Source organism: Inquilinus limosus (genome assembly GCF_051487185.1).
Classification (GTDB): domain Bacteria; phylum Pseudomonadota; class Alphaproteobacteria; order DSM-16000; family Inquilinaceae; genus Inquilinus; species Inquilinus limosus_F.
Map to the genome: position 1 here is coordinate 310,698 of NZ_JAHVDK010000003.1, position 26,278 is coordinate 336,975.

The following is a 26,278-nucleotide window of genomic DNA, read 5'->3' on the forward strand; positions in this document are numbered from 1 at the left end:
GATCCGGCCTCAGTCTTCCCCCACCTTCGGGCCACCATGGACATGCGGCGGCAGCGCCTCGGTCGGGCCGCCGGGCATGAGCGGCCGGGGCGCGAAGCGGCCGAACGAGATCAGCCGGTCGTACATCACCAGCGCGCCGGCCAACGACAGGTTCAGCGAGAAGCGGGTCGGGATCTGCACGATGTGGTCGCAGCGCGCGATCATCTCGCGCGACAGGCCGCCGCGCTCCGACCCCAGCACATAGACCGCACGACGCGGGTGACGGAAGCTGGGCAGCGCGACCGAATCGGCCATCAGCTCGATCCCGACCAGCGAGCAGCCCTGCGGCAGGGTCATCGATGCCACGTCAGGATAGGTGTAGAGCGGCACGGTGCCGGAGGCGTCCGAGGTGTCGCTCCAGCCGAAGTCCACGGTCTCGGCCACCGGTGCCACGGTGAAGCAGAATGCCGCGCCGAAGGCATGGGCGGTGCGCAGCAGGGCGCCGACATTCATCGGTTTGCTGATGCCCTCGCAGCCGATCGCGAAATAGCCTTTCATCCGGTTCCCGTCTCCGTCATCCGGGTCCGACCTTGCCCCGCGCGGGAGGTGAGGGCAAGGTGCGCCCGGCCTCGACCACGCCGAGACGACGATGACCCACGCGCACGATCACAGCCCCGCCGCCGGAACCGCCGACCTCGCCGAGGACGGCGCGCCGATCCTGGTCGAGGTCACCCGCGGTTCGGTGGTGGAGAGCCGCCATCGCGGCAGCGCCCTGATCGTCGACCGCGCGGGCGGGGTGCACGGCCATTGGGGCGATATCGGCCGGCCGGTCTATGCCCGCTCGGCGATCAAGGCGCTGCAGGCGATCCCGCTGGTCGAGACCGGCGCCGCCGACGCCTTCGGCCTGGGCGACGAGGAGCTGGCCCTGGCCTGCGCCTCGCACAGCGGCGAGCCCGGGCATGTCGAGCGGGTGGCGGCCTGGCTGGCGAAGCTCGGCCTGTCCGAGGCCGATCTCGAATGCGGCAGCCACCTGCCGTTCCACGAGGGCTCGGCCCATGCCCTCGTCTGCAAGCACGAGCATCCCTCGGCCCTGCACAACAACTGCTCCGGCAAGCACACCGGCTTCCTCACCACCGCGGTCCATCTCGGCGAAAAGACCAAGGGCTATGTCCGCTACGAGCATCCGGTGCAGCAGCGCATCCTCGGCGTGCTCGAGCAGATGACCGGCTGCGGTCTCGGCAATGCGCCCTGGGCGGCGGACGGCTGCTCGATCCCGACCATCGCCATTCCGCTGGAAGGGCTGGCTTTCGCCATGGCCCGGATCGCCGATCCCGACGACCTGCCGGAAAAGCGGCGCGATGCGGTGCTGCGGATTCGCAAGGCCTGGGCGGCGCAGCCTTTCCTGGTCGCCGGCACCGGCCGCTTCGACACCGAGATCATGCAGGCCTGCCGCGGCCGGGTGATGACCAAGATGGGGGCGGAGGGCGTGTTCTGCGCCGCGCTGCCGGAGTACGGCCTCGGAGTCGCCCTCAAGATCGAGGACGGGGCAGAGCGGGCGGCGAATGTCGCCATGGCCGCGATCCTGAAGCGGGTCGGCGCGCTGGATGATGCCGATCCGGCGATCGCCGGCCGCTGGCTGGCGCCGGAGATCAAGACCCGGCACGGCGTGACCGTCGGGGCTGTGCGGGGGACGGCTGGTCTGGCCGGCTAGTTCGCCCGGTTCCAGGCGGCGGTGGCGAAGCCGGCGGCGACCAGCACGCCGGCGCCGGCCCGGTTGACGAGGCGCAGCACCGAGGGCCGGCCGATGGTGTCGCGCAGCCTGGCGCCGATCCAGGCATAGGCGGCGGCGTTCAGCGCCGCGAGGGTGACGAAGGTCCCCTCCAGCACCGCCATCTGCGGCAGCAGCGGCATCTCCGGATGCACGAACTGCGGCAGGAAGGCGACGAAGAAGACGATGCTCTTCGGATTCAGCGCCGTCACCGCGAAGGCGTGCAGCAGCATGGCGCGGGGCGACCGGCCGGTCTCGGCCGCCGTAACCCCTTCGGTCTTCGGCGCGGCGCGCCACAGCTTGACGCCGAGATAGACCAGATAGGCGGCGCCGATCCATTTCAGCACGGTGAAGGCGGTGGCTGAGGCCGCGAGCAGGGCACCCAACCCCAGCATCGACAGGGTCATCGCCGTGAAATCGCCGAGCGCGACGCCCGCCACGATCCACCAGGCATGGGCCCGGCCGCGGCCGAGCGCATAGGACAGCACCAGGGTGACCGTAGGCCCGGGGATGATCAGGACGATGCCGGCGGCGAGCAGGAAGGCGAACCACAGGTCGAGCGACATGGCGGCGGCTCCTTGGGGGACGCCGCCAGCAATCCACGGCTTTGCGGATTTGTCCAGCGGCGCGAGGTGGCCTATGACGCGCCGAAGTTGAGCTGCGTGCCGACCGGGCGGAAGCCCAGCTTGGCGTAGAGCGGCTCCGCCCCCGCCGCGGCGGACAGCCAGGCCAGCTCGCCGCCGGCGAAATAGGTGGCGAGCAGGCGGTGGCACACCGCCTCGGCCAGACCGCGGCGGCGGAAGGCCGGCCGGGTGCCGACCGCCGCCAGCTCGGCCGTGTCGCCGCCGATCAGCAGCAGCCCGCTGGCGGCCGGAACGTCGTCGATCCGGGCGAGCGCGGCCTGCCGGCTGCCGCTGGCCAGTCCCAGCCGCAGCCGGGCGCGGAAATCCGCCTCGCCGGCGCCGTCCAGTGGCTGGTTGAAGGCCTCGCGCTGGACCAGCATCAGGCCGTCGATCGCCGCCTCGTCCTCCGCGGTCAGCAGCCGGGCCGGGCCGTCCGGGGCGGGCCGCCAGGCGTTGCGGTGCAGGGCCATCAACGGCGCCTCCATCTCGCGTTGATAGCCCATGGCGTGGAGAGTCGGGGACAGGGCGGGATGCAGCTCGCGAAAGAACTCGATGCGGAAGCGGCGGCCTGCGGTGTCGAAGGCGCGCTGCAGCTCGGCCACCGCCGGGCGCCAGTCCTGGGCCGGGGCGACCGGCACGGCGAAGCTCTGGATCGGGTCGTCGCTGCCGTCGGAGACGAACAGCGCGAAGGGCCCGATATCGATGCGCTGTCGGCCCTCGGTGGCGGCCGCGAGGGTGTTGGGAACCAGGCTCTCTAGGAGTGTTCGGTTCACGACAGGGCGGGCAGCAGCCGGTCCATCGCGGTCTGCAGGCGGTCGACCGAGCCGGCGAAGCACAGCCGCAGATGGCCCTCGCCGCCGGGCCCGAAGGCCGAGCCGGGGGCGAGGCCGACATTGGCCTCGTGCAGCAGGCGCAGGGCCAGGGCCCGGCTGTCCGGCTCGCCCTCGACCCGGAAGAACAGGTAGAAGGCGCCGTCCGGCCGGGTCAGCCGCACCCGCGGCGACTCCGACAGCCGGCCGATCACCAGGTCACGCGCGGTGCGGCAGCGCTCCACCTGACTGTGGATGAAGGGTTCGCCTTGCTCGATCGCGGCGACCGCGCCGTATTGCAGGAAGGTCGGCACGCCCGAGGTGTTGAACTGCTGCAGGTTCTCGTAGACCTGCCCTAGCTCCTCCGACGCCACCACCCAGCCGATGCGCCAGCCGGTCATCGCCCAGTTCTTGGAGAAGGTGTTGACCACCACCAGCCGGTCCTCCGGCGCGGCGATCGACAGGAAGGACGACGCCACCGGCCGGTCATAGACGAAGCGGGCATAGACCTCGTCGGCGACGATCCAGATGCCGCGGGCGCGGCAGAAGTCGAGGATGGCCTTCTGCTCCTCCGCGGTCAGCGTCCAGCCGGTCGGGTTGCCCGGGCTGTTCAGGAACAGGGCGCGGGTGCGCGGCCCGCAGGCGGCGAACAGCCGGTCCAGGTCCAGCCGCCAGCGGCCGTTCTCGACCCCGATCGGCACCGGCACGGTACGGCCGCCGGCGATCTCGACGGCGCTGAAGATGTTCGGCCAGACCGGGGCGGGCATGACCACCTCGTCGCCCGGCGCGACCAGCGCCTGCATGGTCATCATGATCGCCTGCATGCCGCCGACCGTGACGTAGATCCGGCCCGGCGACACGGCGGTTCCGGCGATCCGGCCGACATAGCCGGCCAGGGCCTCGCGCAGCGGCGGGATGCCGCGCTGCCAGGTGTAGAAGGTCTGGCCCTCGGCCAGCGCGCGGTTCGCCGCCTCGGCGATGAAGGCCGGGGTCGGCTGGTCGCCCTCGCCGACCCAGAGCGGGATCAGGTCCGGCTTGCCGCGGCCGGCATTGACCACCTCGACGATGCCGCTCTCCGGCAGCCGCGCGATATCGGGTCGGATGCCGCCCAGCAGGCCCGTCGCAATCTGTCCGTCCACTCTGTCCTCTCCCTTGCCCGGGGCGGAGGTTAGCAAGACGGGGCGGCAGGCGTCATCCGCGGCCGGCGCATGGGCGGCGCGCGGCGCAAGCGGGCGAGACGAGGGTGAGCGTTTCTCGGAACCGATCGGGATACTCGTTGTTAGGGAGACGGGCGCCGTCGGCTCCTTCTGCGATCGGCATCGATCGTTCGATAGCGGCGGGCCTTGCCGCCATGGCGGAGCCCCTCCCCGCCAGAGGCGCATGGTGCAGGTTCCCGCAACCGGATCCCCCTCCTGGTTGCGGGTGGCGGCGGGGCTCCCGGCCCCGCCGCCAGCCTGCCATCTCATCCCGATCTCAGTGCAGCCGGAACTCGGCGGCGCAGAGCCGCAGCTCGCCGGACTTCACCACGGCGGTGGAGGCGACCCGCACCGAATGCAGCTTGCCGTCGATGTTGTGGATCCAGAAGTCGAGGAACCGGTGCAGCTCGGGAAAGCGCGGGGCCAGGTCGAGCTTCTGCCAGACGAAGCTCTGCAGCAGCCCTGGATGGTCGGGCATGTGATACAGGATCTCTGCCGTGGTCAGGCGGTAGCCCTGCAGCTGACGTTCCAGATCGGTCATTCCTTACGCCATCCCTTCTGCACGGCCGGCTTGATCGTCCGGTCTGTGAAGAAAATGTGATGTGGAGTTCCGGCGCAGGCAAGGGTATATGTAGGAAAATCAATGTGTTAGCAGCATCCGGGCAGGACTGCTGCCAAAACGGCGTCTCACTCGAACAAATCGCGGTGGTCCCGCTGTACCGCGGGGAGGGCGCGCAGGATCTCCGAAAGGTGGGCGCGCAATGCCGCCTCGGCGCCGTCGGCGTCGCGCCGGTCGATCGCCGCCAGGATGGCGCGGTGCTGGGCGATCAGCGTCGGCAGGGACGAGGCCGAGGGCAGCGTGAGATGGCAGACGCGGTCCATATGCGCCTTCAGATCCTCGATCACGGTCCAGGCCGACGGGCAGCCGGCTCCCTCCGCGATCGCCGCGTGGAAGGCCTCGTCGGCGCGCTGGAACTCGTAGTGCTCACCGTCCGCGGCCGCGGCCTCCTGCGCCTCGAGATGGAAGTCGATGCGGGTCCGCACCCGGGCGTCGAAGCGTTCACAGGCCCGCCGCACCACCGCGCTCTCCAGCGATTCCCGGATGAAGCGCGCCTCCAGCATGCGCTCGATCGAGATCTTGACCACGAAGGTGCCGCGCCGCGGCAGCACCTCGACCAGCCCGGACCGGGCCAGGGCGATGAAGGCCTCGCGCACCGGCTGGCGCGACACGCCGTAGCGGATGGCGATCTCCTGCTCCGACAGCGGCGCGCCCGGCTTCAGCGCCAGGGTGATGATGGCCTTGCGGATCTCGAGCTCGATCAGCCGGGCGATGCTGGTGGTCTGGTCGAGGAGATCGAGCAGTGCCATGCGGGGCTCACAAGGGATATTGCCTCAGCCCAAGTACCATACTAGGCTCGCGCTTACCATACTAGACCGAGGCCTGATCATACCAGGCCGTGCATCAGGGGGAGGCGTTCGTGAAATCCATTGCGGCATTGGTCCTGGGGGCGGCGCTGTCGCTGGCGGCCCTCCCGGCCTCGGCGCAGAGCGTCACGCTGCGCTCGGCCGACATCCATCCGGACGGCTATCCGACGGTGGAGGCGGTCAGGTACATCGGCGAGCTGATGGAGCAGCGGACCGGTGGCCGGATCAAGATCCAGGTCTTCAACAACGCCCAGCTCGGCGCCGAGAAGGACACGATCGAGCAGACCCGGTTCGGCGTGATCGACATGAACCGGGTGAACACGGCGCCGTTCAACAACCTGGTGCCGGAGACGCAGGTGCTGGGCCTGCCCTTCCTGTTCCGCTCGGTCGACCACATGCACAAGGTGGTGGACGGCCCGATCGGCGACGAGATCCTGAAGGCGTTCGAGCCGCACGGGCTGATCGGCCTGGCCTTCTACGATTCGGGTGCGCGGTCCTTCTACACCACCAAGAAGGCGATCCGCTCGATCGACGACATGAAGGGGCTGAAGATCCGGGTCCAGCAATCCGACCTGTGGATCGCGATGATACAGGCCTTCGGCGCCAACCCGACGCCGATGCCCTTCGGCGAGGTCTACTCCTCGCTGGAGACCGGCGTCGTCGACGGCGCCGAGAACAACTGGCCGTCCTACGAATCCTCGCGTCACTTCGAGGTGGCGAAGCACTACACCCTGACCGAGCATTCGCTGACGCCGGAGGTGCTGGTGATCTCCAAGATCTCCTGGGACCGCCTCACGCCCGACGACCAGGCGCTGCTGCGCCAGGCCGCCAAGGAATCGGTGGCCAAGATGCGCGAGCTGTGGACCGCGCGCGAGAAGCAGTCGGAGGAGAAGGTGCGGGCCGGCGGCGCCGAGGTCATCACCGTCGACAAGGCCTCGTTCAGCGCCGCGATGGGGCCGGTCTATGACAAATTCATCACCAGCGACGCGATGAAGTCGCTGGTGGAACGCATCCGCGCGGTCCAGTAAGGCCGCGTCACCCGGCCGGCCCCGCCATGCCGCGCGGGTCCGGCCTTCGTGTCATGGGAGATCGGCCGGGATGGCATCGGCCCTGAACGTGATGCGCCGGACCCTCGGCGTCCTGTCCACCGGCGCCCTTTGGCTGGCCGGCCTCGGCATGGTGGGGATGACCGTCACCGTCGGGTGGCAGGTCTTCGCCCGCTACGTGCTGAACGACACGCCGAGCTGGGCCGAGCCGCTGACGCTGCAGCTGATGGGCTGGTTCATCCTGCTCGGCGCCGCGGTCGGGGTGCGCGAGAGCTTCCATCTCGGCCTCGACCTGCTGCAGCAAGTGCTGCCGCCGGCGCTCGGCCGGGTGCTGGAGGTGGTGAACCTGCTGCTCATCCTCGGTTTCGGCATCGCCATGGTCTGGTATTCGGTCCAGCTCGCGGCCGGCACCTGGACCGCGACCATCCCGGTCCTCGACTTGCCGGGCGGCTTCGACTTCCTGCCGCTGGTCGTGGGCGGCGTGCTGATCGCGCTGTTCGCGGCGGAGCGGCTGGTCGAACGGCTCGCCGGCCTCGAGCACGAGGCTGCGGTCGAAGGCGTGCGGGAGCTGGCGTGATGGAGCTGTGGATCCTGTTCGGCAGCTTCACGCTGCTGCTGCTGCTGGGCACGCCGATCGCCTTCTGTCTCGGCATCGCCTCGCTGGCGACGGTGCTCTATATGGGCCTGCCGCCGGTGGTGGTGTTCCAGCAGATCAACTCCGGCATGAACGCCTTCGCCATGATGGCGATCCCGTTCTTCATCTTCGCCGGCGACCTGATGATCCGCGGCGGCATCGCCGAGCGGCTGATCCGCTTCGCCGCCGGCCTGGTCGGCCATCTCCGCGGCGGCCTGGGCCAGGTCAACATCGTCGCCTCGACCCTGTTCGGCGGCATCTCCGGCTCGGCCGTGGCCGACGCCTCGGCGATCGGCGGGCTGATGATCCCGCAGATGGCGGCCCGCGGCTATGACCGCGACTACGCCGTCAACGTCACCGTGAACTCGGCGATCATCGCCCTGATGGTCCCGCCGTCGCACAACATGATTCTCTATTCGATCGCGGCGGGCGGCAACGTCTCGATCGCCGATCTGTTCACCGCCGGCATCGTGCCGGGGCTGCTGCTCGCCGCCGCGCTGATGGTGACCGCCTATGTCGTCGCCCGTCGCCGCGGCTACCCGGCGGATCCGTTCCCCGGGCTGCGCGCCGTCGGCCGCTATCTGGTGGTGGCGCTGCCAGGGCTGCTGCTGATCGGGATCATCTTCGGCGGCGTCCGCTCCGGCATCTTCACCGCGACCGAAAGCTCCTGCATCGCGGTGATCTACGCCTTCCTGGTGGCGCTGCTGGTCTATCGCCAGCTCGACTGGCGCGGCTTCATCGAGGCGGTGCAGGGCGCGGTCCGCACCACCGCCATGGTGCTGCTGGTGATCGGCGCCGCCGGCGCCTTCGGCTGGCTGATGGCGCTGCTGCAGGTGCAGACCGCGACGGTCCAGGCGATCAACGCGATCTCCAGCGACCCGCTGGTGGTGCTGCTGCTGATCAACATAGCGCTGCTGCTGCTCGGCACCTTCATGGACATGGCGCCGATGATCATCATCTGCACCCCGGTGCTGCTGCCGGTGGTCAAGGCCTTCGGCATCGACCCGGTGCATTTCGGCGTGATCCTGATCCTCAACGCCGGCATCGGGCTGAACACGCCGCCGGTCGGCTCGGTGCTGTTCGTCGGCTGCGCCGTGGGCAAGATCACCATCCGCGAGGCGATGCGCACGATCTGGCCGTTCTTCGGCGCCTCGATCGCCGTGCTGCTGGCCGTGACCTACGTCCCGTCGCTCTCGCTCTGGCTGCCGGCCCTCTTCCGCTGAAGAGAATCTTCGCGCGGGCCTTGACCCGTTTCCGCCGTCCCCTTAAATGCGTAGCACTCGCCGGCCGAGAGTGCTAACGACGGCCGGGACAAGTTCCTGAACGCAGATCTCTAGACGAGAGTGGGAGAGCGAGCGATGCAATTCCGTCCCCTGCACGACCGTGTGCTGGTGCGCCGCATCGAGCAGAATGAGAAGACCGCGGGCGGGATCATCATCCCGGACACCGCCAAGGAGAAGCCCCAGGAGGGCGAGGTGATCGCGGTCGGCGCGGGCGTCCGTGACGAGTCCGGCAAGCTGCAGCCGCTGGACGTCAAGGCCGGTGACCGGATCCTGTTCGGCAAGTGGTCGGGCACCGAGGTCAAGCTCGACGGCCAGGATCTCCTGATCATGAAGGAGAGCGACATCCTCGGCATCATCACCACGAAGAAGTCGGCCAAGGCCGCCTGATCCGCCCGTCGCCTTACCGAAATCCCGAGACATAGAGGAAAAAAGAGATGGCAGCGAAGGACGTGAAGTTCTCGCTCGACGCCCGTTCGCGCATGCTGCGCGGCGTCGACATCCTGGCCGACGCGGTCAAGGTCACCCTGGGCCCGAAGGGCCGCAACGTCGTGCTCGACAAGTCGTTCGGCGCGCCGCGGATCACCAAGGACGGCGTCACCGTCGCCAAGGAGATCGAGCTTTCCGACAAGTTCGAGAACATGGGCGCGCAGATGGTGCGCGAGGTCGCGTCGAAGACCAACGACCTGGCCGGTGACGGCACCACCACCGCGACCGTCCTGGCCCAGTCGATCGTGCGCGAGGGCGTCAAGGCCGTCGCCGCCGGCCTGAACCCGATGGACCTGAAGCGCGGCATCGACAAGGCGGTCGAGTCCGTGGTCGCGGACCTCAAGACCCGCTCGAAGGTCATCAAGACCAACGCCGAGGTCGCCCAGGTCGGCACCATCTCCGCCAATGGCGAGCGCGAAGTCGGCGAGATGATCGCCAAGGCCATGGAGAAGGTCGGCAACGAGGGCGTGATCACGGTCGAGGAGGCGAAGAGCCTCGACACCGAGCTCGAAGTGGTCGAAGGCATGCAGTTCGACCGCGGCTACCTGTCGCCGTACTTCATCACCAATGCGGAGAAGATGATCGCGGAGCTCGAGAGCCCGTACATCCTTCTGCATGAGAAGAAGCTGTCGAACCTGCAGGCCATGCTGCCGGTGCTCGAGGCGGTGGTGCAGTCGGGCAAGCCGCTGCTGATCATCGCCGAGGACGTCGAGGGCGAGGCGCTGGCCACCCTGGTGGTCAACAAGCTGCGCGGCGGCCTCAAGGTCGCGGCGGTCAAGGCCCCGGGCTTCGGCGACCGCCGCAAGGCGATGCTCGAGGACATGGCCATCCTGACCGGCGGCCAGGTCATCTCCGAGGATCTCGGCATCAAGCTCGAGAGCGTCACGCTCGAGATGCTGGGCCGTGCCAAGAAGGTCGTGATCGCCAAGGAGGAGACCACGATCGTCGACGGCGCCGGCGCCAAGAAGGAGATCGAGGGCCGCTGCAACCAGATCCGGGCGCAGATCGAGGAGACCACCTCGGACTACGATCGCGAGAAGCTGCAGGAGCGTCTGGCCAAGCTGGCGGGCGGCGTCGCGGTGATCCGCGTCGGCGGCGCCACCGAGGTCGAGGTGAAGGAGCGCAAGGATCGCGTTGATGACGCGATGCACGCGACCCGCGCCGCGGTCGAGGAAGGCGTGGTCCCGGGCGGCGGCACCGCCCTGCTGTACGCCTCGAAGGCCCTGGACAAGGTCAAGCCGGACAACGACGACGAGCGTGTCGGCATCGACATCGTCCGCCGCGCGCTGCAGGCGCCGGTCCGGCAGATCGTCACCAACGCGGGCGGCGACGCCTCGATCGTGGTCGGCAAGCTGCAGGACAAGAACGACAAGAACTGGGGCTACAACGCCCAGACCGGCGAGTACGGCGACCTGATCAAGGCCGGCGTCATCGACCCGACCAAGGTCGTGCGCACCGCGTTGCAGAACGCCGCGTCGGTGGCCAGCCTGCTGATCACCACCGAGGCGATGGTCGCCGAGCACGTCGAGAAGAAGGCCGCGGCCCCGGCCCCCGGCCCGGGCGGCATGGGCGGCATGGGCGACATGGACTTCTGATCCCGTGGATCAAACCGGACGCCTGGTTCCAGGCGTCCGGGAATTTGATCCACAACTTGATGTTTTGTGGTTCGCCGCAGGGCGAGCCACAGGGGATCACCGTCCAAAAGTCGAATTGTGGAGGGGCGCTCTTCGGAGCGCCCCTTTTTTGCCATATCGACCGGCGATGCAAGGTCTCGCCCGACTTCCGCAGTCTTTCGATTGTCGGGCCGAGTATCGTCAACTAAATCAGGAAGAACGGTCTCGGGCTCGACCGCCCGGCCGCCCGCGACGGAAGGGGAATTCGTGATGACCGCCTGCCAGAAGAGCGCGCCATACCACCGCGGGCCGTTCGTCCGCGCCGCCTTGGCGGTCGCCTCGATCCTGGTGCTCGCCGCCTGCGTGCCGGCCGCGCCGCAGCAGACCGCCAGCCTCACGGCACCGGCCCTGCCCGAGCCGCCCCCGTCCCCCTTCGTCCAGGCGATGCGCGACGCCGGCGTCAACGTCGCCGTCCCGTCCCGCGGCAAGTTCATCCTGGTGAACATCCCGTCCTACGAGTTGATCGCCTTCCAGGACGGCAGTCCGGTGCTCCGCAGCAAGGTCGTGGTCGGCGCCCCGGCGACCTCGACGCCCGAGCTGCTGTCGAACATGTACGCGATCAAGTACAACCCGGACTGGACCCCGACCCCGTCGATCGTCCGCAACGAGGCCAGTGTCTACATCCCGTCGGGGCCTCGCAGCCCCCTCGGCCGGATCAAGCTCGAGCTCGACAACGACCAGTCGATCTACCTGCACGACACGCCGCAGAAGAGCTATTTCGGCCGCGAGAAGCGGGCGCTGAGCCATGGCTGCGTCCGGGTCCAGCAGGTCCGGGAACTGGCGGCATGGGCCGATGGCGTCAGCGTCGACGAGATAGACCGGAAGATCCGCACCGGCCGCATGTACACCGAGCGCCTGCCGGAAGAGATTCCGGTCTTCATCGGCTATTTCACCCGTTTCCCGGACGAGTTCGGCCAGCCGGTGAACTATCCGGACATCTACGCCAACAAGGACGAGGCGCGGCAGGCCTATCTGGCACGTGCCTCGGCGCGGCGCGCGGCGGCGGCGAAGAAGGCTGCACAGCCGGCGGTCGAGACCCCGGCCCAGCAGGCGCCCGCCCAGGCCGCGCCCGGCCAGGCGACGCCGGGCGGCGATCCCGTCGTGCCGCCGGCGACGGCGCCGGGCCAGACCGGCACAGCGCCCGCGGCCGGAACCCCGGCCGAACCCGCCGCCCCGGCCACGACGGCTCCGGCCGTACCGGCTGCCCCCGTGGCGCCGGCCGCACCGGCCGAGACGCCTGTGGCCCCGGCGGCCCCTACCGTGACTGAGCCCGCCGCTCCGGCGGCCCCGGCCACGAGCGAGCCGACTCCCGCGGTCACGCCGCCCCCGGCGGCCGCTCCGGCCGCGCCGGCCGCCACGACGCCGGCGGCACTGACCACCAACTGACCGGCTGCTGGTCCGTAGGTTGGGTTCGTGAACGCGAACCCAACGAGTTCTCGGCGGGGCGATGCTGGGTTCGCCTTGGCGAACCCAGCCTACCGGCTATCCTGGCAGCACGCGCCAGACCACGGCCTCGCGCACGGCGCGATCCTCGATCTCGACGCTGGTCGGCACCTGATGCCGGGCGATCTCCTCGAGCCCGTCCTGCGGCCGATAGGCGCGGCCGGGGTCGCCCAGCAGCACGGTCTTGCCGGCACTGGCCAGGGCGCGCAGCCAGGGCATGACCCGGTCCGACATCGGCTTCTCGTAGCAGACGTCGCCGGCGCAGACGATGTCGACGCCGTCCAGAGGATCGCCGATCCGGTCGCCGCCGTCGACCGCGACGGCGTAGCCATTGGCGGCGGCGTTCAGCCGGATCGCCGCCAGCGCGATCGGGTCGATCTCCGCCGCCGTCACCGCGGCGGCGCCGGCCCGCGCCGCGGCCAGGGCGACGATGCCGGAGCCCGAGGCGAAGTCGAACACCCGCTTTCCGGCCACGCTCGCGGGGTGGTCCAGCAGGTGGCGCGCCACCGCCTGGCCACCGACCCAGGCGAAGGCCCAGTAGGGCGGCGGCAGCCCGCTGCGGCGCAGCGTCTCCTCCGTCGCCTGCCACAGCGGCGTCACCTCGGTGGCGAGATGCAGCACCAGCTCGGGCAGCAGCGGCGGCCGGGTCGGCGCGGTGTTGGCGCGGATGAAGGCGTCGATGTCTGAGATCATCGCTCTTCCTAGCGCGCAGGGCGGCGATGAGCCACGGCGGTCTTGATGTCGGGCGCCGGATTGCGGGAGACTCGGGATCACGGCGACGGCGCAGACCGTCGCTGCAGACCGAGGAAACGAACGAGATGGCGAGCCGCCATGCCCAGGCCCGACCGGAGGACGGTCCGGCCGAAGCGGAAATCGGGGAGTGTAGCTCCCCACCCTGTTACTTGCACGAGATCGACCCGGCCTATGCCGGGCTGGACCCGAGGCCGCCGGCGAAGGCCGATGCGAACGCCCCGAAGCGCGACGAGGCCGGGTCATGATCCGGGTCAAGCGCGTCTACGACCCGCCCGAGGAGGGCGACGGCTTCCGCGTCCTGGTCGACCGGCTGTGGCCGCGCGGCCTGACCAAGGAGCAGGCGGCGCTCGACCTCTGGCTCAAGACCGTGGCGCCGAGCGACGAGCTGCGCCACTGGATTCATCAGGAGCCGGAGCAGTGGCCGGAATTCTGCCGGCGCTACTATGCCGAGCTGGACGCCCATCCGAACGCGGTGGCCTTCCTGCGGCAGAAGAGCAAGGATGGCTGGGTGACCCTGCTCTATGCCAGCCGTGACGAGCGGCAGAACAACGCCGTCGCGCTCGCCAAGTATCTCGGCGGCTAGGCGAGGGCGCGACCGGCCAGAAGCCCGGCCAGCACCAGCAGGCCGAACCAGCGGTTCGACTTGAACTTGACCAGGCAATCGGCCGGCCGGTCGGTGGCCAGCGTCGCCACTTGCCAGGCCAGCTGCGCCGCGCCGGCGGCCAGAAGCAGAAGGAAGGGCAGGGGCGCCAGCCCGGCCGAAAGGCCGGCGGCGCCGATCCCGAGCACGGTCAGGGCGTAGAAGCCGGCGACCCAGCGCCGGGCGGCGGCGCCGAACAGCCGCGCCGTCGACTTGATGCCGATGCGGGCGTCGTCCTCGATATCCTGCAGCGCATAGACCGTGTCGTAGCCCAGGGTCCAGCAGATGCCAGCGGCGTAGAGGAGCAACGAGGGCAGGGCCAGTTCGCTGGTCACCGCGGTCCAGCCGACCAGGGCGCCCCAGTTGAAGGCGAGGCCGAGGAAGGCCTGTGGCCACCAGGTGATCCGCTTCATCAGCGGATAGGTGAAGACCAGCACCAGCGAGGCGACGCCGAGCCCGACGGTGGTGCTGTTGAACTGGATCAGGACCAGGAAGCCCAGCAGCAGTTGGGCGATCAGGAACAGCACCGCCTGGGTCGGGCTGACCGCGCCGCTCGGGATCGGCCGGGTCCGGGTGCGCGCCACCCGGGCGTCGAAGTCGCGGTCCAGGATGTCGTTCACGGTGCAGCCGGCGCCGCGCATCACCAGAGCGCCGATGCCGAACAGCGCCGCGTACCACAGGTCGGTCCAGCCGAATCCCGCCGGCCGCGGTGCCATCGCCAGCCCCCACCAGCAGGGGTAGAGCAGCAGCCAGGTGCCGATCGGCCGGTCCAGCCGGGCCAGGGTCAGGTAGGGCCGCACGCCGGGCGGCGCCCAGCGGATCAGCCAGCTCTCGGCCCGGATGTCGGAAGCGGTGTCGGTCATGGCGGGAACCCATGCCGACGGCGCGGTCGGCGTCACTTCAGCAGAATGGAACGGCTTCGGGAGACTACTCGACCCCGCGATCGCGGAACAGCTGCCCCCTCGATCCGCGGCAAGACCGACGATGCCGCTGTCGATCGCCGCCTGGACGACATGGCGTGAATCGGAGAACGCCACGGGGTGGCTGGTGCGCGTGGACAGCAAGATGCCCAGGTGATCCTCGATCTCCTTGATCCGATAACTGACCGCCGCCGGCGTCAGCCCAACCTCCTCGGCCGCCCGTGTGAAGCTCAGATGCCGTCCTGCCGCTTCGAGCGCCCTGAAGGCCCGAGTTCCTGGCAGCAGGCGGTTTCATCAAGCTTCAAGCAGCATTTAATGATCAGTTCAAAACTACTCGTTTTTCAGCGTGTTCGAAAATGCACATGTAAATGCAGCTTGATAAGCACGACGGCTGGGCGCTGCCCGGCCGAAACCCGGAGCAAACGGAATGTCGATCAACTCGGGCTCTTTTGTCGCCCAGCGCAACGGCCGGGCCGCGACCGCGGAGGAGCTGGCGCCGCTCGCCTTCGCCGGCTACGCCCATTTCACGGCCGCCCAGGTGCGCGGGGGGCGCATCCGCGGCTTCGACCTCCATCTGGAGCGGCTGCGGTCGGCCTCGATGCTGCTGTTCGGCCGGGCTCTCCCTGACGACCGGGTGCGGCTCTACATTCGCTCGGCGCTGGAGGCAGGCCCGGCCGATCTGTCGCTGACCGCGGTCGTGTCCTCTCCGGCGGGCGAATTCTCAGCGGATGAAGGCGGCAAGGACCTCGACATGCTGGTCCGCACGGGACCGGCCGCTTCCGCCCCGGAAGGCCCGCTGGCTTTGTCGATGGTCGAGCACGAGCGGTTCCTGCCGACGGTGAAGCATGTCGGCGAGGCGGCCAAGACTTACTTCCTCCACCAGGCCGTCGGCCAGGGCTTCGATGACGCCGCCTTCCTGGATCGCCGCGGCCGGCTCAGCGAAGGGACGATCTGGAATCTGGCCTTCTGGGATGGCGCCGCGGTGGTCTGGCCGGCGGCCGAGATGCTGGGCGGCATCACCATGGGAATCGTCAAGCGGCAGTTGGATCGCCTCGGCATCCCCCAGCGCGTCCAGGAGATCACGCCAGCCGACCTGCCGAAGCTGGCCGGGGCCGCGGTCATGAACTCGTGGACGCCGGGCGTGGCGGTCCGCCGGATCGGCTCCGTGTCCTTGCCCGAGGCGCCGTCCTTCCTGGAGCTGCTTCATCGCGCCTACGAGGCAGAGCCGGCCGTTTCGCCTTGAGGGCGGCGTCCCGGCCGACCGCCGCGATCGACTCACCGGCATCGTCACCCGATCTGTGCCTAGGGAAGCGTCGCCGGCGGTGCAGGCAGCGGCGGGCTTCGCGCATGCCTTCGCCGACCGGCACCCCGCCGCATCGCCTGCGGCGGCTGCCCGAAGCAGCGGAGGAAGGCGCGTCGCATCCGCTCCGGGTCGGTGAAGCCGACGTCGCGCGCGATCGCCTCGATCGGTTCGGCGCCGTCCTCGACCCGTGGCCGGGCTGCCTCGGCGCGCAGCCGCTCGACCGCCTTGGCCGGCGTCTGCCCGGTCTCGGCCAGGAAGGCGCGGCCGAACTGGCGGGGGCTCAGACACGCCGCCTCGGCCAGGCGGTCGACCTGCAGCGGCTCCCGCAGATGCTCCCGCGCGAAGCAGAGCGCGGCCTGGATCCGGTCCGAGGCCGGGGCGAGGTCGAGGAGGGCAGAGAACTGCGACTGCCCGCCGGGGCGGCGATGATAGACGACCAGGGCCCGGGCCACGGCGCGGGCGGCGTCGGCGCCCAGATCCTCCTCGATCAGGGCCAGCGCCAGGTCGATTCCGGCGGTGATCCCGGCCGATGACCATACCGGGCCGTCCTTCACGAAGATCCGGTCCGCCTCGACCCGCACCCGTGGATGCAGGCGCTGCAGCGTCGCCGCCTGCTGCCAATGGGTGGTGGCGCGCCGCCCGTCCAGAAGGCCGGCCGCGGCCAGCAGGAAGGCGCCGGAGCACACGCTGGTCACCCGCCGCGCCGCGGCGGCCTCGCGGATGAAGGCGAGCAGCCGCGCCGAACCCAGCGCTTCCGGAACCCCGCGGCCGCCGGCGACCACCAGCGTGTCCAGGGGCTCGTCGCCGAAGGGCTGGGTCAGCACCGGCAGGCCGGCTGAGCTTTCGACCGCGCCGCCGCGTTCCGAGATCACCCGCAGCCGGTAGGGCGGCGGCACGCAGTCCCGCGAGGCGGTGTCGAAGGCGGCGAGCGGCCCCGACAGGTCGAGGATGTTGAAGCCCGGAAAGACCAGGAAGCCGATGGCGCGGGTCATGGCGGCAAATGAGGGAACTATGTCGTTTCAGACATGACCCTGCGCGGCGATACTGGTGCTGTCAACCCGTCCCGGAGGCCGCCGCCATGGATGACATCGCCATCCTCTTCCCGATCTATCCCGGCGTCACCCATCTCGACTTCACCGGTCCGCACCAGGTGCTGGCGCGGCTGCCCGGCGCCAAGACCATTGTCGCCTCGATCGGCGGGGAGGCGGTCAGCGTCGACGGGCTGACCTTCTCAAACCTTGCGCGGCTGGAGGAGGTGGAGCGCTGCGACGTGCTGTGTGTGCCCGGCGGGTTCGGCTGCGTCGACGCGATGCGCAGCGACGCCTATCTGGCGCAGATCCGCCGGCTCGCCGCCTCGGCCCGCTACGTCACCTCGGTCTGCACCGGGTCGCTGATCCTCGCCGCCGCCGGCCTGCTCGAGGGGCGGCGCGCCGCCTGCCACTGGGCCTGGCGCGATCAGCTGGCCCTGTTCGGCGCCATCCCCGATCCCGGCCGCGTGGTCCGCGACGGCAACATCGTCACCGGCGGCGGGGTCACGGCGGGCATCGACTTCGCCCTGACCCTCGCGGCCGAGCTGGCGGACGAGACGGTGGCGAAGGCGATCCAACTCGGCCTCGAATACGCGCCGGCGCCGCCCTACGATTCCGGCCGCCCCGAGACCGCGGCGCCGGAGATCGTCGAGCTGGTCACCGCCCGCAACCGCGCCCGGATGCCGGACCGCGCCGCGATCATCGAGCAGGTGGCCCGGGAGCGGCGCCGGGCCTGACCCCGGCTTTTCCTCCCAAGGATCCGTTGCCGGACGACCGGGCAGCGGCTAGCGTCGCGCATGACCTCGCCGACAGATGCCTTGCCGCGCACCCGTCTCCATGTCGACGCCCCTCTTGCGGCCGGGCGGAGCGTGGCGCTGTCCGAGGCCCAGGCACACCATCTGCGCAGCGTGCTGCGGCTGGCGCCCGGGGCGGGGCTGCGCCTGTTCAATGCGCGCGATGGCGAATGGCTGGCGCGGCTCGACGGCCTTTCCAAGGCTGGCGGCACGGCCCTGGCCGAACGGCAGCTCCGCCCGGCGGAGCCGGCCCCCGACCTCTGGCTCTGCTTCGCGCCGGTGAAGAAGGACGCGGTCGACGCGGTGGTGGAGAAGGGGACCGAGCTCGGCGCCGCCGTGCTGCAGCCGGTCTTCACCCGCTACACCGACGTCCAGCGCGTCAACCTCGACCGGCTGCGCGCCCACGCCGTGGCCGCGGCGGAACAGTGTGAGCGGCTGGACGTGCCGGAGGTGCGCGACCCGGTCGGGCTCGACGCCCTGCTCGCCGCCTGGCCCGCCGGCCGCACCCTGCTGGTCTGCGCCGAGGCGGGGGAGGCCCGTCCCATCGCCGATGCGGCCGCGGAGGCGTCCGGCCCGGCCGCGCTTCTGGTCGGCCCGGAAGGCGGCTTCGCGCCGGCGGAGCTGGAAGCTCTGATTCGTCACGAATTTGTTCGACCCGTCGGCCTCGGCCCTCGTATCCTGCGCGCCGACACGGCGGCCATCGCCGCGCTCGCGATCTGGCAGTCCCTGGCCGGCGACGGGCGCGGCCGGCCGCCGCATCGCGTTTGACCCGTCCCGTTAGCCGAGTGTCCCCATGTCCGGTCCGCAGACCGCCAGCGCCGCCCCGATCGAGAGCAAGGCCCAGCTCGTCGACTATCTCGCCGCCGGATCGAAGCCGGCCGAGGATTGGCGCATCGGCACCGAGCACGAGAAGTTCGCCTTCCGCCTGTCGGACCTGAAGCCGTTGCCCTATGACGGCCCGGACGGCATCCGTGCCGTGCTCGAGGGCCTGGCCGGCTGCGGTTGGGAGCGGGTCGAGGAGAATGGCAAGCTGATCGCGCTGGCCCGCGACAAGGCCTCGGTGACGCTGGAGCCGGGCGGCCAGGTCGAGCTGTCGGGTGCGCCGCTGCGCAGCATCCACGAGACCTGCGCCGAGGTGGCCGACCATCTCGCCCAGGTGCGCAAGGTGGGAGAGCAGCTCGGCATCGGCATGATCGGCCTCGGCTTCCAGCCGAAATGGCGGCGCGAGGACATCCCCTGGATGCCCAAGGGCCGCTACAAGATCATGCGCGAATACATGCCGAAGCGCGGATCGCTCGGCCTCGACATGATGACCCGCACCTGCACGGTGCAGGTCAATCTCGACTTCGGCTCCGAAGCCGACATGGTGAAGAAGTTCCGGACCAGCCTGGCGCTGCAGCCGGTGGCGACGGCGCTGTTCGCCAACTCGCCCTTCACCGAGGGCCGGCCGAACGGGTTCCAGAGCTTCCGCAGCCACATCTGGACCGACACCGACCCCGACCGCACCGGCGACCTGCCCTTCGTGTTCGAGGACGGCTTCGGCTTCGAGCGCTATGTCGACTACCTGCTCGACGTGCCGATGTACTTCGTCTACCGCGACGGCCGCTACATCGACGCGGCGGGGCACAGCTTCCGAGCCTTCCTCAAGGGCGAGCTGCCGGTCTATCCCGGCCATCTGCCGACCCTCAGCGACTGGGCCGACCATCTGACCACCGCCTTCCCCGAGGTGCGGCTGAAGAAGTACCTCGAGATGCGCGGCGCCGACGGCGGGCCGTGGTCGCGCCTCTGCGCCCTGCCGGCGCTCTGGGTCGGGCTGCTCTATGACGGCACCGCGCTCGACGCCGCCTGGGACCTGGTCAAGGACTGGACGACGGCGGAGCGGGCGGCGCTGCGCCGCGACGTGCCGCGCCTCGGCCTTGCCACGCCGTTCCGCGGCGGCACGGTGCGCGACGTGGCATTGCGGGTGCTGGCGATCGCCCGGCACGGCCTCGCCGCCCGGGCCAGGACCGATGCCATCGGCGGCACCGAGGAGGGCTTCCTCAACGAGCTGCAGCGCATTGTCGACAGCGGCGAGACCCAGGCCTCGGAGATGCTGCGCCGCTTCGAGACCGAATGGGGCGGCTCGATCGACCCGGTCTTCACCGCCTACGCCTACTGACCCGGCAGGCTTTGCCGGAATTTTAGGCATCCTTCGCCGATCCGCGAGGAATTATGCTTGCGGTCCATGGCACATGCCTTGCTTGATGGTTTCGTCGAGCAGGGACGTGCCGGAGGGATGGTGCAGGCATTCGACGAGATGGGCGGCGGACCGGTCCGGTCTCCCTATGCGGCCCTGGCGGAGTGGCTGGCAGCGACGCCGGCCTCGGTCTTCGATCTCAAGCGCCGGGAGGCGGCGGCGCTGTTCCGCCGCATCGGCATCACCTTCGCCGTCTATGGAGAGGGCGGCGACCCGGAGCGGCTGATCCCCTTCGACATCATGCCCCGCGTGCTCGATGCCGCCGAATGGCGGCATCTCGAGCAGGGGCTGACGCAGCGGGTGCGGGCGCTCAACGCCTTCCTGCACGACGTCTATCACGGCCAGGAGATCCTGCGCGCCGGCCAGGTGCCGGAACGGCTGGTGCTGCACAACCCCGGCTATCTGCCGGAGATGCAGGGGCTGGACCCGCCCGGCGGCGTCTACACCCATATCGCCGGCATCGATATCGTCCGGGTCGGGCCGAACGAGTTTTACGTGCTGGAGGACAATGTCCGCACGCCGTCCGGCGTCTCCTACATGTTGGAAGGCCGCGAGATGATGATGCGGCTGTTCCCCGGCCTGTTCGCCCGGCACAGCGTCGCCCCGGTCGAGCACTACCCGCAGGAGCTGCTGGCCACCCTGACCTCGGTCGCGCCGCGCAATTGCGACGGCGATCCGACCGTCGCGCTCCTGACCCCCGGCATCTACAACAGCGCCTATTTCGAGCACAGCTTCCTGGCCGACCGGATGGGGATCGAGCTGGTCGAAGGGCCGGACCTGTTCGTGCGCGACGCCGTGGTCTACATGCGCACCACCCGCGGGCCGAAACGGGTCGACGTGATCTACCGCCGGATCGACGACGATTTCCTCGACCCGCTGGTGTTCAACCCCGAGTCCGTGCTCGGCGTGCCCGGCCTGTATCACGCCTACCGCGCCGGCAACGTGACCCTCGCCAATGCCATGGGCACCGGCATCGCCGACAACAAGGCGATGTACATCCACGTCCCGGCGATGATTCGCTTCTATCTGGGCGAGGAGCCGATCCTGAAGAACGTCCCGACCTGGGACTGCTCCAAGCCCGAGGAATGCGCCCATGTCCTCGACCGGCTCGACGAGCTGGTGGTGAAGGAGGTAGCGGGGTCCGGCGGCTACGGCATGCTGGTCGGCCCGACCGCCAGCCGGGCCGAGCGCGAGGCCTATGCCGAGCGGGTGCGCGCCCAGCCCGACCTGTTCATTGCCCAGCCGACCCTGGCGCTGTCGACCTGCCCGACCTTCGTCGACCAGGGCGTTGCGCCCCGCCATGTCGACCTGCGCCCCTTCGTGCTGACCGGCAGCGACAGCATCCGGATCGTGCCGGGCGGGCTGACCCGGGTGGCGCTGCGCGAAGGGTCGCTGGTGGTCAATTCGAGTCAAGGCGGCGGCACCAAGGACACCTGGGTGCTGACGGCATGACGGTGCAGGACATCAAGGCAGGGTCATCGGGATGCTGAGCCGCACCGCCGACAGCCTCTATTGGCTCGGCCGCTACGTCGAGCGGGCCGAGAACCTCGCCCGCATCCTCGAGGTCGCCGACCGCATGGCGCTGACGCCGGACGGCGGCGGCGGGCGTCAGGACGAATGGCACTCCGCCGTCGTCATCTCCGGCTGCGAGGAGAGCTTCTACAAGGCGCACGAGACGGCGACCGCGGCCGCGGTGGTCGACTACATCGTCCGGAACCTGGACAACCCGTCCAGCATCCGCTCCTGCCTGCAGCGGGCGCGTACCAACGGGCGGGCGGTGCGCGCGGCGCTGACCCGGCCGATGTGGGAGACGCTGAACGCCACCTGGCTCGACCTCGACGGCAAGGAGGGGCTGATCGCCGGCGATCTGCGCGACTTCCTGGAATGGGTCAAGGAACGGGCGATGCTGTTTCACGGCGCCGTCGCCGACACCATGCTGCGCGACGATGCCCATATCTTCCTGCAGCTCGGCACCATGCTGGAGCGCGCCGACAACACCGCCCGGCTGCTCGACGTGAAGTACCATGTGCTGCTGCCGGCGCACGAGGAGGTCGGCGGCGGCCTCGACTTCTACCAATGGGCGGCGGTGCTGCGCGGCGCCTCGGCGCTCGGCAGCTACTCCTATCTCTACCGCGACGGCATCAAGCCTTGGCAGGTGGCCGAGCTGCTGATCCTGCGGCCGGAAATGCCGCGCTCGCTCGCCGGCTGCCTGGGCGAGATGGTCGAGCTGCTCGGCCAGCTCGCCGACCTCTATGGCCGCAAGCACGAATGCCAGCGTCTCGCCGGGGAGATGCATTCGCGCTTGCGCTACGGCCGGATCGACACGATCTTGCAGACCGGATTGCACGAATATCTGACCGCGTTCATCCAGCAGAACAACATCCTAGGCCTGGAGGTCAGCAAGGCCTATCTGATCTGATCCCGGCCCATGCGCCTCCTGATCCGCCACGAGACCCGCTACCGCTACGACAGCCCGGTCGCCCGCACCCTGCAGACGCTGCGCCTGACGCCTCGGTCGCATGACGGGCAGGAGGTGCTGCGCTGGCGGGTGGTGCCGCCGGCCGGGGCCAATCTGGCCCCGGGCGAGGATGGCTACGGCAACATCGTCGACATGCTGTCGCTGGAGCGGCCGCACGATTCGCTGACGCTGCTGGTCGAGGGCGAGGTCGTGACCCGGGACACCAACGGCATCGTCACCGGCGCCGAGGAGCGGTTTCCGCCCGCCTTCTATCTGCGTCCGTCGCCGCTGGCCCACGCGGACGCCGCCCTGGTCGAGCTGGCGGAGGCGGCGGCCGCGGCCGGGCGCGAGCCGCTGGCCCTGGCCCACGCGCTGATGCTGGCGGTGCGCGGCCGCATCGCCTTCCGGCCTGGCCAGACCCACGCCGCCACCACTGCGGCGGAGGCGCTGGCGGCCGGCGTCGGCGTATGCCAGGACCACACCCATGTCTTCCTCGCCTGCGCCCGCCATCTCGGGCTGCCGGCCCGCTATGTCGGGGGTTATCTGCTGATGGCCGACGGCAGCGTCGAGCAGGCGGCCGGCCATGCCTGGGCCGAGGCTTTCATCGACGGGCTCGGCTGGGTCGGCTTCGACGCCGCCAACGGGGTGTGCCCGACCGAGCACTATGTCCGCGTCGCCGTCGGGCTCGACTACCGCGACACCGCGCCGGTCCGCGGCCTGCGCCAGGGCGGCGGCGCCGAGGCGCTGGAGGTCCTGGTCCGCGTCGGCCAGTCCCAGACCCAGGCGCAGGCCTGACCGCCTTCCCACCCATGACGGCCACGGATCGTCCCGCATGACCTACTGCCTCGGCCTCCTGCTCGAAGAAGGGCTGGTGATGATCGCCGACACCCGCACCAATGCCGGGGTCGACAACATCTCCACCTTCCGCAAGATGCATGTCTGGGAACGGCCGGACGACCGGGTGCTGGTGCTGCTCACCGCCGGCAATCTCGCCGTCACCCAATCAGTGGTCGCGGTGCTGTCCGAGGCGGTCGACGTCGGCGACGGGCGCGAGAGCCTGGCCACCGCGCCGTCGATGTTCCGCTGCGCCGAGCTGGTGGGCGAGGCGGTGCGTGCGGTCTGGAATCGCGACGGCGAGGCGATGCAGCAGCATGCCGGCGGCTTCAACGCCTCCTTCTTGCTCGGCGGCCAGATCGCCGGGCGCCGCTGCCGGCTGTTCGAGATCTACCAGGCCGGAAACTTCATCGAGGCGACGGCCGACACGCCTTATCTCCAGATCGGCGAGCACAAATACGGCAAGCCGATTCTCGACCGCGCCGCCCGCTTCGACACGAAGCTGATCGATGGGCTCAAGCTCGGCCTGGTGTCGATGGATTCGACCCTGCGCAGCAACCTGTCGGTCGGGCTGCCGATCGATGTCGCGCTGTACCGCCGGGATGCCCTGAAGCTGGCCCTGCGCAAGCGGATCGGCGAGGATGACGCCTATTTCTCCGGGCTGCGGCAGCGCTGGTCGGACGCGCTGCGGCAGGCCTATCAGGCCATCCCGGATCCGGACTGGGCCTAACCCGCGGGTTATACGGGGGCTGACCAAGCGACTCGAAGCGGTTAGTATTTAGCAGGTTTCAAGGTTGAAATTGCCGGGAGCCTGCACCACCCTTGCGGTGTTGTATCGGCGTAACGCCGTGTCCACGGAACGACCGATAATGATAAAGAGGAGACAGTGCCATGCGCATCGCGCTTCGTAGAACCGCCCTGCTTTCCGGTTTCGCTGCGCTCCTGGCGCTTGGTGCCTGCGCCGAGCCGCGGCCGGCGGTGGTGGAAGGCGGAACCCCGCCGGCACCGGCCCAGCTGCCCGCCAATGTCCCGCCGGGCTCGACGCTCGAGAGTTCCAGCACCGTGGTGGAGGGCGGGCGGGTCGTGAACCGCTACGTCTACCGCGCCCCGAACCAGCTGCTGACCAACGGTCCGCAGTGCACCAAGGGCGACCCGCAGTGCCCGTGATCGGCACGGCAATCTGAAGGAATGGGAAAGCGGCAAAAAAGGGGGCTTCGGCCCCCTTTCTTGTTGGAGTGCGTGGTCCGGCGTCGCCTTGGCAACAATCTTTCTGCCCTTGCCCGGATTCCTCCATCCCGGCATGGTGCGCGGCACCGTTGGCTTGAGCTGGAGCGCCCATGCCCGTGCTGAACAGCGCGGTCGACCCCCGGTCCGCCGCCTTCCGCGACAATGAAGCGGCCATGCGCGCCGCCATCGACGACCTGCAGGCGACCGTCGCCCGGATCAAGCTGGGCGGCGGTCAGGCGGCCCGCGACCGTCACGTCGCCCGGGGCAAGCTGCTGCCGCGCGACCGCATCCGTACGCTGCTCGACCCCGGCGCACCGTTCCTCGAGCTGTCGCAACTCGCCGGCCACGGCGTCTACCGCGAGGATGTCCCCGCCGCCGGCATCATCACCGGCATCGGCCCGGTCTCCGGCCAGGAATGCGTCATCGTTACCAATGACGCGACGGTGAAGGGCGGCACCTATTATCCGCTGACGGTGAAGAAGCATCTGCGGGCGCAGGAGATCGCGCGCGAGAACAACCTGCCCTGCCTCTATCTGGTCGATTCCGGCGGCGCCTTCCTGCCGCTGCAGGATCAGGTCTTCCCCGACCGCGACCATTTCGGCCGGATCTTCTACAACCAGGCGACGATGTCGGCCGCCGGTATCCCGCAGCTCGCGGTGGTGATGGGCTCCTGCACCGCCGGCGGCGCCTATGTCCCGGCGATGTCGGACGAATCCATCATCGTCAAGGGCCAGGGCACCATCTTCCTCGGCGGCCCGCCGCTGGTGAAGGCAGCGACGGGCGAGGTGGTCTCGGCCGAGGATCTCGGCGGCGCCGACGTGCACAGCCGAATTTCCGGCGTCACCGACCATTATGCCCAGGATGACCACCATGCCCTGGCGATCGCCCGTCGCATCGTCGCCAACCTCAACCGGGTGAAGCGGCCGAAGCTGGCGCTGCGCGACCCGGTCGAGCCGCTGTACCCGGCCACCGATCTCTACGGCATCGTCGGTATCGACCTGAAAAAGCCCTTCGAGGTGCGCGAGGTGATCACCCGCCTCGTCGACGGCTCGGAGTTCGACGAGTTCAAGGCGCTCTACGGCACCACCCTCGTCTGCGGCTTCGCCCATCTCTGGGGCATCCCGATCGGCATCGTCGCCAACAACGGCATCCTGTTCTCGGAAAGCGCGCTGAAGGGGGCGCATTTCGTCGAGCTGTGCTGTCAGCGCGGCATCCCGCTGCTGTTCCTGCAGAACATCACCGGCTTCATGGTCGGCTCGAAATACGAGCGCGGCGGCATCGCCAAGGACGGCGCCAAGCTGGTCACCGCCGTGGCCTGCGCCCAGGTGCCGAAATTGACCCTGATCATCGGCGGCAGCTTCGGCGCCGGCAATTACGGCATGTGCGGCCGCGCCTACGGGCCGCGCTTCCTGTTCGTGTGGCCGAACGCCCGGATCTCGGTGATGGGCGGCGAGCAGGCGGCGAATGTCCTGGCCCAGGTCCGGCGCGACGGCATCGAGGCCAAGGGCGAGACCTGGCCGGAGGCGGAGGAGGAGGCGTTCAAGGCGCCGATCCGCGACCAATACGAGCGGCAGGGGCATCCCTATTACGCCTCGGCCCGGCTGTGGGACGACGGCGTGATCGACCCGGCGGACAGCCGTCGGGTGCTGGCGCTGGCGCTATCGGCGGCGCTGAACGCGCCGATCGGGCCGACCCGCTTCGGCGTCTTCCGGATGTGAGG

The 26,278-nt window shown here is 69.7% G+C and carries 28 protein-coding genes and 1 pseudogene; 19 read left to right on the forward strand and 10 right to left on the reverse strand.

The window, feature by feature from the left end; translation table 11 throughout:
• Positions 1-9: 9 nt before the first annotated feature.
• Positions 10-537, reverse strand: a complete 528-nt coding sequence (locus KXR53_RS05115) for an RNA methyltransferase (protein ID WP_437374015.1) — start codon at positions 535-537, stop codon at positions 10-12.
• Between the two features lie 91 nt (positions 538-628).
• On the opposite strand from KXR53_RS05115, the gene KXR53_RS05120 reads away from it, so the two are divergent.
• On the forward strand, positions 629-1,690 hold the full coding sequence (locus tag KXR53_RS05120) for an asparaginase (RefSeq protein ID WP_437374016.1): 1,062 nt from the start codon (positions 629-631) through the stop codon (positions 1,688-1,690).
• Here KXR53_RS05120 and KXR53_RS05125 read toward each other — a convergent pair.
• From KXR53_RS05125 to KXR53_RS05145, 5 genes are all read right to left on the reverse strand, one after another.
• Positions 1,687-2,313 carry a LysE family translocator gene (locus tag KXR53_RS05125; RefSeq protein WP_437374017.1) on the reverse strand — a complete coding sequence of 209 codons (627 nt, stop codon included), beginning with the start codon at positions 2,311-2,313 and terminating at the stop codon, positions 1,687-1,689. The genes KXR53_RS05120 and KXR53_RS05125 overlap by 4 nt on opposite strands.
• Before the next feature lie 71 nt (positions 2,314-2,384).
• A complete protein-coding gene (locus KXR53_RS05130) occupies positions 2,385-3,143 on the reverse strand; it encodes a GNAT family N-acetyltransferase (RefSeq protein ID WP_437374018.1) in 759 nt (252 codons plus the stop codon).
• On the reverse strand, positions 3,140-4,318 hold the full coding sequence (locus KXR53_RS05135) for a pyridoxal phosphate-dependent aminotransferase (RefSeq protein ID WP_437374019.1): 1,179 nt from the start codon (positions 4,316-4,318) through the stop codon (positions 3,140-3,142). The genes KXR53_RS05130 and KXR53_RS05135 overlap by 4 nt, the downstream gene beginning before the upstream one ends.
• Positions 4,319-4,652: 334 nt before the next feature.
• Positions 4,653-4,916: an usg protein gene (locus tag KXR53_RS05140; RefSeq protein ID WP_437374020.1), complete on the reverse strand. Its 264-nt coding sequence runs from the start codon at positions 4,914-4,916 to the stop codon at positions 4,653-4,655.
• A gap of 146 nt (positions 4,917-5,062) precedes the next feature.
• The gene (locus tag KXR53_RS05145) at positions 5,063-5,743 is read right to left on the reverse strand and encodes a GntR family transcriptional regulator (RefSeq protein WP_437374021.1); all 681 of its coding nucleotides are present in this window, start codon (positions 5,741-5,743) and stop codon (positions 5,063-5,065) included.
• A gap of 110 nt (positions 5,744-5,853) precedes the next feature.
• On the opposite strand from KXR53_RS05145, the gene KXR53_RS05150 reads away from it, so the two are divergent.
• The 6 genes from KXR53_RS05150 (at position 5,854) to KXR53_RS05175 (ending at position 12,308) form a co-directional block, all read left to right on the forward strand.
• Entirely contained in the window at positions 5,854-6,828 is a 975-nt protein-coding gene (locus tag KXR53_RS05150; RefSeq protein ID WP_437374022.1) for a TRAP transporter substrate-binding protein, read from the forward strand.
• Between the two features lie 70 nt (positions 6,829-6,898).
• Positions 6,899-7,423: a TRAP transporter small permease gene (locus KXR53_RS05155; protein WP_437374023.1), complete on the forward strand. Its 525-nt coding sequence runs from the start codon at positions 6,899-6,901 to the stop codon at positions 7,421-7,423.
• Positions 7,423-8,703, forward strand: a complete 1,281-nt coding sequence (locus KXR53_RS05160; RefSeq protein ID WP_437374024.1) for a TRAP transporter large permease — start codon at positions 7,423-7,425, stop codon at positions 8,701-8,703. Before KXR53_RS05155 ends, KXR53_RS05160 begins: the two co-directional genes overlap by 1 nt.
• A gap of 135 nt (positions 8,704-8,838) precedes the next feature.
• Positions 8,839-9,150, forward strand: a complete 312-nt coding sequence (gene groES / locus KXR53_RS05165; RefSeq protein ID WP_437374025.1) for a co-chaperone GroES — start codon at positions 8,839-8,841, stop codon at positions 9,148-9,150.
• A gap of 47 nt (positions 9,151-9,197) precedes the next feature.
• Positions 9,198-10,844, forward strand: coding sequence for a chaperonin GroEL (gene groL, locus KXR53_RS05170; protein WP_437374026.1), 1,647 nt, complete (start codon positions 9,198-9,200; stop codon positions 10,842-10,844).
• A gap of 288 nt (positions 10,845-11,132) precedes the next feature.
• Positions 11,133-12,308 (forward strand): L,D-transpeptidase family protein, encoded by a 1,176-nt coding sequence (locus KXR53_RS05175; RefSeq protein WP_437374027.1) that lies wholly within the window; start codon positions 11,133-11,135, stop codon positions 12,306-12,308.
• Positions 12,309-12,404: 96 nt separating this feature from the next.
• On the opposite strand, the gene KXR53_RS05180 is transcribed toward KXR53_RS05175, so the two are convergent.
• Positions 12,405-13,058 (reverse strand): class I SAM-dependent methyltransferase, encoded by a 654-nt coding sequence (locus KXR53_RS05180; RefSeq protein ID WP_437374028.1) that lies wholly within the window; start codon positions 13,056-13,058, stop codon positions 12,405-12,407.
• Positions 13,059-13,359: 301 nt separating this feature from the next.
• Here KXR53_RS05180 and KXR53_RS05185 point away from each other — a divergent pair, with 301 nt between their 5' ends.
• Positions 13,360-13,701, forward strand: a complete 342-nt coding sequence (locus tag KXR53_RS05185) for a DUF488 domain-containing protein (protein ID WP_437374029.1) — start codon at positions 13,360-13,362, stop codon at positions 13,699-13,701.
• Here the strand turns inward: KXR53_RS05185 and ubiA are convergent.
• Positions 13,698-14,621: a 4-hydroxybenzoate octaprenyltransferase gene (gene ubiA, locus KXR53_RS05190; protein WP_437374030.1), complete on the reverse strand. Its 924-nt coding sequence runs from the start codon at positions 14,619-14,621 to the stop codon at positions 13,698-13,700. The two genes, KXR53_RS05185 and ubiA, sit on opposite strands and share 4 nt — an antisense overlap.
• Here ubiA and KXR53_RS05195 point away from each other — a divergent pair.
• On the forward strand, positions 14,620-14,835 hold the full coding sequence (locus tag KXR53_RS05195; RefSeq protein WP_437374031.1) for a hypothetical protein: 216 nt from the start codon (positions 14,620-14,622) through the stop codon (positions 14,833-14,835). The genes ubiA and KXR53_RS05195 overlap by 2 nt on opposite strands.
• 11 nt (positions 14,836-14,846) lie before the next feature.
• Here KXR53_RS05195 and KXR53_RS05200 read toward each other — a convergent pair.
• Positions 14,847-14,963: pseudogene (locus tag KXR53_RS05200) on the reverse strand (LysR family transcriptional regulator); the annotation flags it as partial.
• 142 nt (positions 14,964-15,105) lie between these two features.
• On the opposite strand from KXR53_RS05200, the gene KXR53_RS05205 reads away from it, so the two are divergent.
• Positions 15,106-15,921 carry an aminotransferase class IV family protein gene (locus tag KXR53_RS05205; RefSeq protein ID WP_437374032.1) on the forward strand — a complete coding sequence of 272 codons (816 nt, stop codon included), beginning with the start codon at positions 15,106-15,108 and terminating at the stop codon, positions 15,919-15,921.
• Positions 15,922-15,980: 59 nt separating this feature from the next.
• Here the strand turns inward: KXR53_RS05205 and KXR53_RS05210 are convergent, their stop codons facing one another.
• Positions 15,981-16,973, reverse strand: coding sequence for a GlxA family transcriptional regulator (locus tag KXR53_RS05210; protein WP_437374033.1), 993 nt, complete (start codon positions 16,971-16,973; stop codon positions 15,981-15,983).
• A gap of 86 nt (positions 16,974-17,059) precedes the next feature.
• Here KXR53_RS05210 and KXR53_RS05215 point away from each other — a divergent pair, with 86 nt between their 5' ends.
• From KXR53_RS05215 to KXR53_RS05255, 9 genes are all read left to right on the forward strand, one after another.
• Positions 17,060-17,746, forward strand: coding sequence for a DJ-1/PfpI family protein (locus KXR53_RS05215; RefSeq protein ID WP_437374034.1), 687 nt, complete (start codon positions 17,060-17,062; stop codon positions 17,744-17,746).
• Positions 17,747-17,827: 81 nt separating this feature from the next.
• Entirely contained in the window at positions 17,828-18,571 is a 744-nt protein-coding gene (locus KXR53_RS05220) for a 16S rRNA (uracil(1498)-N(3))-methyltransferase (protein WP_437374035.1), read from the forward strand.
• Between the two features lie 25 nt (positions 18,572-18,596).
• Positions 18,597-19,961 carry a glutamate--cysteine ligase gene (locus KXR53_RS05225; RefSeq protein ID WP_437374036.1) on the forward strand — a complete coding sequence of 455 codons (1,365 nt, stop codon included), beginning with the start codon at positions 18,597-18,599 and terminating at the stop codon, positions 19,959-19,961.
• A gap of 117 nt (positions 19,962-20,078) precedes the next feature.
• A complete protein-coding gene (locus tag KXR53_RS05230; protein WP_437374037.1) occupies positions 20,079-21,491 on the forward strand; it encodes a circularly permuted type 2 ATP-grasp protein in 1,413 nt (470 codons plus the stop codon).
• A 31-nt stretch (positions 21,492-21,522) separates the two neighbouring features.
• Positions 21,523-22,458: an alpha-E domain-containing protein gene (locus KXR53_RS05235; protein WP_437374038.1), complete on the forward strand. Its 936-nt coding sequence runs from the start codon at positions 21,523-21,525 to the stop codon at positions 22,456-22,458.
• Positions 22,459-22,467: 9 nt separating this feature from the next.
• Positions 22,468-23,292 carry a transglutaminase family protein gene (locus KXR53_RS05240; RefSeq protein WP_437374039.1) on the forward strand — a complete coding sequence of 275 codons (825 nt, stop codon included), beginning with the start codon at positions 22,468-22,470 and terminating at the stop codon, positions 23,290-23,292.
• Positions 23,293-23,329: 37 nt separating this feature from the next.
• The gene (locus KXR53_RS05245; protein ID WP_437374040.1) at positions 23,330-24,061 is read left to right on the forward strand and encodes a peptidase; all 732 of its coding nucleotides are present in this window, start codon (positions 23,330-23,332) and stop codon (positions 24,059-24,061) included.
• A 161-nt stretch (positions 24,062-24,222) separates the two neighbouring features.
• Positions 24,223-24,498 carry a hypothetical protein gene (locus KXR53_RS05250; RefSeq protein WP_437374041.1) on the forward strand — a complete coding sequence of 92 codons (276 nt, stop codon included), beginning with the start codon at positions 24,223-24,225 and terminating at the stop codon, positions 24,496-24,498.
• A 170-nt stretch (positions 24,499-24,668) separates the two neighbouring features.
• A complete protein-coding gene (locus tag KXR53_RS05255; protein WP_437374042.1) occupies positions 24,669-26,276 on the forward strand; it encodes a carboxyl transferase domain-containing protein in 1,608 nt (535 codons plus the stop codon).
• The last annotated feature ends 2 nt before the right edge of the window (positions 26,277-26,278 follow it).

Coding starts and splice junctions, on each gene's coding strand:
- KXR53_RS05115 (WP_437374015.1), bottom strand. CDS start 537: ATGAAAGGCTATTTCGCGATCGGCTGCGAGGGCATCAGCAAACCGATG.
- KXR53_RS05120 (WP_437374016.1), top strand. CDS start 629: ATGACCCACGCGCACGATCACAGCCCCGCCGCCGGAACCGCCGACCTC.
- KXR53_RS05125 (WP_437374017.1), bottom strand. CDS start 2,313: ATGTCGCTCGACCTGTGGTTCGCCTTCCTGCTCGCCGCCGGCATCGTC.
- KXR53_RS05140 (WP_437374020.1), bottom strand. CDS start 4,916: ATGACCGATCTGGAACGTCAGCTGCAGGGCTACCGCCTGACCACGGCA.
- KXR53_RS05145 (WP_437374021.1), bottom strand. CDS start 5,743: ATGGCACTGCTCGATCTCCTCGACCAGACCACCAGCATCGCCCGGCTG.
- KXR53_RS05155 (WP_437374023.1), top strand. CDS start 6,899: ATGGCATCGGCCCTGAACGTGATGCGCCGGACCCTCGGCGTCCTGTCC.
- KXR53_RS05160 (WP_437374024.1), top strand. CDS start 7,423: ATGGAGCTGTGGATCCTGTTCGGCAGCTTCACGCTGCTGCTGCTGCTG.
- groES (WP_437374025.1), top strand. CDS start 8,839: ATGCAATTCCGTCCCCTGCACGACCGTGTGCTGGTGCGCCGCATCGAG.
- groL (WP_437374026.1), top strand. CDS start 9,198: ATGGCAGCGAAGGACGTGAAGTTCTCGCTCGACGCCCGTTCGCGCATG.
- KXR53_RS05175 (WP_437374027.1), top strand. CDS start 11,133: ATGACCGCCTGCCAGAAGAGCGCGCCATACCACCGCGGGCCGTTCGTC.
- KXR53_RS05180 (WP_437374028.1), bottom strand. CDS start 13,058: ATGATCTCAGACATCGACGCCTTCATCCGCGCCAACACCGCGCCGACC.
- KXR53_RS05185 (WP_437374029.1), top strand. CDS start 13,360: ATGATCCGGGTCAAGCGCGTCTACGACCCGCCCGAGGAGGGCGACGGC.
- KXR53_RS05195 (WP_437374031.1), top strand. CDS start 14,620: ATGGCGGGAACCCATGCCGACGGCGCGGTCGGCGTCACTTCAGCAGAA.
- ubiA (WP_437374030.1), bottom strand. CDS start 14,621: ATGACCGACACCGCTTCCGACATCCGGGCCGAGAGCTGGCTGATCCGC.
- KXR53_RS05205 (WP_437374032.1), top strand. CDS start 15,106: ATGTCGATCAACTCGGGCTCTTTTGTCGCCCAGCGCAACGGCCGGGCC.
- KXR53_RS05210 (WP_437374033.1), bottom strand. CDS start 16,973: ATGACCCGCGCCATCGGCTTCCTGGTCTTTCCGGGCTTCAACATCCTC.
- KXR53_RS05215 (WP_437374034.1), top strand. CDS start 17,060: ATGGATGACATCGCCATCCTCTTCCCGATCTATCCCGGCGTCACCCAT.
- KXR53_RS05225 (WP_437374036.1), top strand. CDS start 18,597: ATGTCCGGTCCGCAGACCGCCAGCGCCGCCCCGATCGAGAGCAAGGCC.
- KXR53_RS05230 (WP_437374037.1), top strand. CDS start 20,079: ATGGTGCAGGCATTCGACGAGATGGGCGGCGGACCGGTCCGGTCTCCC.
- KXR53_RS05235 (WP_437374038.1), top strand. CDS start 21,523: ATGCTGAGCCGCACCGCCGACAGCCTCTATTGGCTCGGCCGCTACGTC.
- KXR53_RS05240 (WP_437374039.1), top strand. CDS start 22,468: ATGCGCCTCCTGATCCGCCACGAGACCCGCTACCGCTACGACAGCCCG.
- KXR53_RS05245 (WP_437374040.1), top strand. CDS start 23,330: ATGACCTACTGCCTCGGCCTCCTGCTCGAAGAAGGGCTGGTGATGATC.
- KXR53_RS05250 (WP_437374041.1), top strand. CDS start 24,223: ATGCGCATCGCGCTTCGTAGAACCGCCCTGCTTTCCGGTTTCGCTGCG.
- KXR53_RS05255 (WP_437374042.1), top strand. CDS start 24,669: ATGCCCGTGCTGAACAGCGCGGTCGACCCCCGGTCCGCCGCCTTCCGC.